6 protein-coding genes are annotated in these 4,801 nt (G+C 69.1%); 3 read left to right on the forward strand and 3 right to left on the reverse strand.

Features of this window, described 5'->3' with window-relative positions; genetic code table 11:
* The 3 genes from AC2VON_RS23625 to AC2VON_RS23635 form a co-directional block, all read right to left on the reverse strand.
* Positions 1-1,073, reverse strand: a 1,073-nt coding sequence (locus AC2VON_RS23625; RefSeq protein WP_486955029.1) for a bifunctional RNase H/acid phosphatase, incomplete at its 3' end; no start/stop codon positions are given.
* A gap of 25 nt (positions 1,074-1,098) precedes the next feature.
* Positions 1,099-1,836: a zinc ribbon domain-containing protein gene (locus AC2VON_RS23630; RefSeq protein ID WP_486955024.1), complete on the reverse strand. Its 738-nt coding sequence runs from the start codon at positions 1,834-1,836 to the stop codon at positions 1,099-1,101.
* Positions 1,833-2,981 (reverse strand): Nif3-like dinuclear metal center hexameric protein, encoded by a 1,149-nt coding sequence (locus AC2VON_RS23635; protein ID WP_486955025.1) that lies wholly within the window; start codon positions 2,979-2,981, stop codon positions 1,833-1,835. Before AC2VON_RS23635 ends, AC2VON_RS23630 begins: the two co-directional genes overlap by 4 nt.
* A 57-nt stretch (positions 2,982-3,038) precedes the next feature.
* Between AC2VON_RS23635 and AC2VON_RS23640 the strand changes: the two genes are divergently transcribed.
* From AC2VON_RS23640 to AC2VON_RS23650, 3 genes are all read left to right on the forward strand, one after another.
* Complete coding sequence (locus tag AC2VON_RS23640) at positions 3,039-3,536, forward strand: low molecular weight protein-tyrosine-phosphatase (protein ID WP_486955026.1); 498 nt, start codon at positions 3,039-3,041, stop codon at positions 3,534-3,536.
* Complete coding sequence (locus AC2VON_RS23645; RefSeq protein ID WP_486955027.1) at positions 3,536-4,369, forward strand: SURF1 family cytochrome oxidase biogenesis protein; 834 nt, start codon at positions 3,536-3,538, stop codon at positions 4,367-4,369. The genes AC2VON_RS23640 and AC2VON_RS23645 overlap by 1 nt, the downstream gene beginning before the upstream one ends.
* Positions 4,370-4,503: 134 nt before the next feature.
* Positions 4,504-4,801 (forward strand): ArsR/SmtB family transcription factor (locus tag AC2VON_RS23650; protein ID WP_486955028.1); only part of this gene is annotated, 298 nt, incomplete at its 3' end.

Raw genomic sequence — 4,801 nt, forward strand, 5'->3', positions numbered from 1 at the left:
GACGATTTCCCGTCGGGATAAAACTCGGCGATGCTCAACGACGCCAGGTCCAGATGCAGCCGATACAGCATCCCCGGGCCGGCGGCGAGCGCCATCCGCAGCAGCATCTTGATCGGGGTCACATGTGACACCACGAGCACCGTGGCGCCGCCGTGTGCGGCGACGATCCGGTCCCGCACCCGCACGACGCGCCCGTGTACGGCGTCGAAGCTCTCACCGCCGGGCGGTGTCGTGGCAGTGTCGGCCAGCCAGCGCCGATGCAACTCGGGATCGCGGGTGGCGGCCTCGGCGAACGTCAGGCCTTCCCACGCACCGAAGTCCGTCTCGACCAAGTCGTCGTCGACGGCTACCGTCTTCAGCCTGAGCGCCTTGGCGGCGGTGGCGGCGGTGTCGTGGCACCGCTGCAGCGGAGACGTCACGACCGCCGCGATGCCACCCCGCTGCGCGAGGTACCGCGCGGCCGCGTCGGCTTGCCGCCGCCCGAGTTCGGTGAGTGCCGGGTTGCCGCGTCCGGAGTAGCGCCGCTGCGCCGACAGTTCGGTTTGGCCGTGGCGTAGCAGCAGCAGCCGGGTGGGTGTGCTGCGGGCCCCGGTCCAGCCCGGCCCGACCGCAGTGGCCGCAGCGATACCGGCCTGCTCGGCCGCGGCCGGCACGGAAACCCCGGGGACCTCAGCGGCGGCGTCCATCGCTTCGTTGGCCAACCGGTCAGCGTAGGAGTTCTTTTCCCGCGGCACCCAGGTGTAGCCGATCCGGTCGAACCTGGACGCCAACGCGCGGGCCTGGGCGTGCAGCGGGGCCAGGGCCGGGTGTTTGACCTTCCACCGGCCGGCCATCTGCTCGACCACCAGCTTGGAATCCATGAACACCGCGACCTCGGTGGCACCAAGTCGCACCGCCTCATCCAAACCTGCGATCAGACCCCGGTATTCGGCGACGTTGTTGGTGGCCCGGCCGATCGCCTGCTTGCTTTCGGCCAGCACCGTCGAGCGATCGGCGGTCCACACCACCGACCCGTACCCGGCCGGCCCGGGGTTGCCGCGCGACCCGCCGTCGGCCTCGACCAAGACTTTCAGGGCTTTCCGGACTTTCATCGCATCGTCAGTGAGCGAAGTCCTCGACCCGCAGCAGGATTGCGCCGCACTCCGGGCAGCGCAGCACATCGTCGTCGGCGGCTGCGGAGATCCGGGCCAACTCGCCGCGGTCGATCTCGATCCGGCAGGCGCCGCACTGGCGTCCCCGCAGCGGCCCGGCGCCCACACCGCCGGCAGCACGCTGTCGCTCGTAGAGCGCGAGCAGTTGCGGGTCGAGCATCGCGGTCAGCTCGTCACGCCGTGACACGCGCTGCTGACGGCTGCTTTCGATCTCGGCCAGCGTGGTGTCCAGCGCCTGCTGCGCGGCGGTCAGGTCGGCCTGCAGCGCCTCGATGGCCGTCGACTCGGCGTTCTGTTGAACTTGCAACTCCTCACGGCGCTCCAGCACCTCCAGCAGAGAGTCCTCCAAGCTGGATCGGCGTCGTTGCAGCGTCTGCAACTCGTGTTGCAGATCGGAAAGCTGCTTGGCATTGGTCACCCCGGAATCCAGCATCGAGCGATCCCGCTCCTCCCGCTGGCGCACCGCGTCGATCTCCGACTCGAAACGCGCCGCCTGGGTGTCCAGATCCTCCAGCGCAAGCCCGACCGAGGCCAGCCGGTCACCGACGGAGGTGTGGTCAGCTTGGATGCGTTCACGGTCCTTCTGCGCGGGAAGGTTTGCGGCCCGATGCACCATCCGGGACAGTTCGGCGTCCAGCTCCGCCAACTCGAGAAGTGAACGTTGCTGTGCCACTTCAGCTTTCATAGCTCACCCGCTCTAGCCTCCCCTGAACGTGCCACGAGGTTCCACGGATCGGTGCGCACCGTAGCGGTCTGCACCGGCAGGGACGCCCCGAAAGCCGACCTCAGCACGTCGGCGGCCTGGCCGCACCACGGGTATTCGCTGGCCCAGTGCGCCACATCGACCAGGGCCACCGCAGAGCTGCGACGGTGCTCGTCGGCCGGGTGATGGCGCAGGTCGGCCGTGACGTATGCGTGCACGTCGGCGTTCGCCGCGGCGCTCAACAGCGAATCGCCGGCACCACCGCACACCGCCACCCGCAACACCGCCCGACCGGGATCGCCGGCGGCGCGCACCCCCCACGACGTGGCCGGCAACCCCGCACACACCCGGGAGACGAACTCGCTCAGCGGCTCCGGCCGCGGCAGTGTGCCGATCCGGCCCAGCCCTGTTCCCTCGGGCAGCGGCTGCAACGCGAAGACGTCGAAGGCGGGCTCCTCGTAGGGATGCGCGGCCCGCATGGCCGCCCGGACCGCTTCGCGGGCCCGTGCCGGTGCCACCACCTCGACCCTGTCCTCGGCCACCCGTTCGACGGTGCCGACCTGGCCGATCGCCGGTGACGCCCCGTCGCGGGGCAGGAACTGTCCGGTTCCGGCGACGCTCCAGCTGCACTGCGCGTAGTCGCCGATCTCGCCGGCGCCGGCGGCGAACACCGCGGCCCGCACGACCTCGGCGTGCTCGGCCGGCACGTAGATCACCCACTTGTCGGCATCCGGACTGGCGGGCGTCGACTCCAGCACCGACTCGACAGTCAGTCCCAGCGCATCCGCCAGCGCGTCGGATACCCCGGGCGAGGCCGAGTCGGCATTGGTGTGCGCGGTGAACAGTGAACACCCCGAGCGGATCAGCCGGTGCACCAACGCACCCTTGGGGGTACTGGCCGCCACCGTGTCCACCCCGCGCAGCAGCAGCGGGTGATGGGCCAGCAGCAGCCCGCCATCGGGGACCTCGTCGACCACCGCGGCGGTGGCGTCCACCGCGATCGTCACCGAATCCAGCAGGTCGCCGGGGTCGCCACAGACCAGCCCGACAGAGTCCCACGGCTGGGCCAGCCGCGGCGGATAAGCCGCATCCAGAACGTCGATGACGTCAGCCAGCCGCACGGTCACATCTGAAGACAGTAGTGCGCCGCCCGTCGTCGTCGGCGGATCGGGGAGAATGGACCGGTGCCCGACCCGGAGCTCCACGTCACCTTCGTCTGCACCGGCAACATCTGCCGGTCGCCGATGGCTGAGAAGATGTTCGCCCACCAGATCGCCGAGCGCGGCCTGACCGGCGCGGTGCGGGTGAGCAGTGCAGGCACCGCCGACTGGCATGTCGGCAAGGGCGCCGACGAGCGCACCAGCCGGGTGCTGCGGGCCCACGGCTACCCCACCCGTCACTACGCCGCACAGGTCGGCTCCGACCACCTGGCGGCCGATCTGATCGTGGCGCTGAGCCGCAACCACGCCTTCTGGCTGCGCCGGTTGGGTGTGCCGACCGATCGGGTCGCGATGCTGCGGTCGTTCGACCCGCTCTCGGGCGCGGCCGACGTCGAAGACCCCTACTACGGCGACCACGACGACTTCGAGCAGGTTTTCACCGTCATCGCGGCCGCTCTGCCGGGGCTGCACAGCTGGGTCGACGAGCGGCTGGCGCAGAACGGGCAAAACGGGAGCGGCTGATGCGGCGGTGGGCCTTCCTGCTGCGTCCGGGCTGGTTGGTCCTGGCCGCGGTGGTGCTGGCCTTCGCCTATCTGTGTCTGACAGTGCTGGCGCCGTGGCAGCTCGACAAGAACACCGCCACGTCACGGGAGAACAGCCAACTCGAGCACTCACTAACCGCCACACCGGTCCCGCTGACAACGCTACTGCCGCATCAGGATTCGACGGCACCTTCCGCGCAGTGGCGCCCCGTGACCGCGGTCGGCCGGTATCTGCCGGAAGCGCAGGTGCTGGTCCGGTTGCGGGTGGTCGAGGGTGAGCCTGCGTTCGAGGTGCTGGTACCGTTCGCGGTCGATCACGGCCCAACCGTGCTGGTCGACCGTGGCTATGTGCGTCCCGAGCACGGCTCGCGGGTGCCCCCGATCCCCCTGCCGCCGGCTGACACGGTGAGCATCACCGCGCGGCTGCGCGACTCGCAGTCGCCGGTGCCCGGCCGGGAGCCGCTGTCGGAGAAAGGTGTTCGGCAGGTGTATTCCGTCAACACCGCACAGGTCGCGGCGTTGACCGGCGTGCCGCTGACCGGGTCCTATCTGCAACTGGTCGACGGCCAACCCGGCGGGCTGGGCGTGATCGGGCTGCCACAGATGGACGCCGGGCCGTTTTTGTCCTACGGCATCCAGTGGATCGTATTCGGCATCATCGCACCGATCGGGCTGGGCTATTTCGTATTCTCCGAGGTCCGCACGCGTCGCCGAGAGGACGAGCCGACTGTCCCGCCTGCCCCTGCTGAGGGTCCTTCGCCGCCGATGACGGTCGAGGAGAAACTCGCCGACCGCTACGGCCGGCGGCGCTGACACACGCCATAGCCGCGATAGCCGCGCTGGCGCGCACCGAACTCACTACCAGCGGACCCGACGCAGCCGTTGCCCTTCTCGCTGGTGCAACTTCACTGAGTTGACACCAGCACAGAATGAACTACTATCTACGTATGCATGCGGATAACAATAAAGCGTCACGGCTTCCCGACGATCACGTCGGCCTGGTCGTCGAGGTGTTCCGGATGCTCGCCGATGCCACCCGAGTGCAGGTGTTATGGGCGCTCACCAGTCGAGAGTTATCGGTGACTGAACTCGCCGAACACGTCGGCAAGCCAGCAGCGTCGGTGTCGCAGCATCTGGCGAAGCTCCGGATGGCCCGGCTGGTACGCACTCGGCGCGAGGGCACCACGATCTTCTACAGCGTGGAAAACGAGCATGTTTGCCAACTGGTCACCGATGCCGTTTTCA

The sequence above is a fragment of the Mycobacterium sp. TH-M82 genome (genome assembly GCF_057473605.1).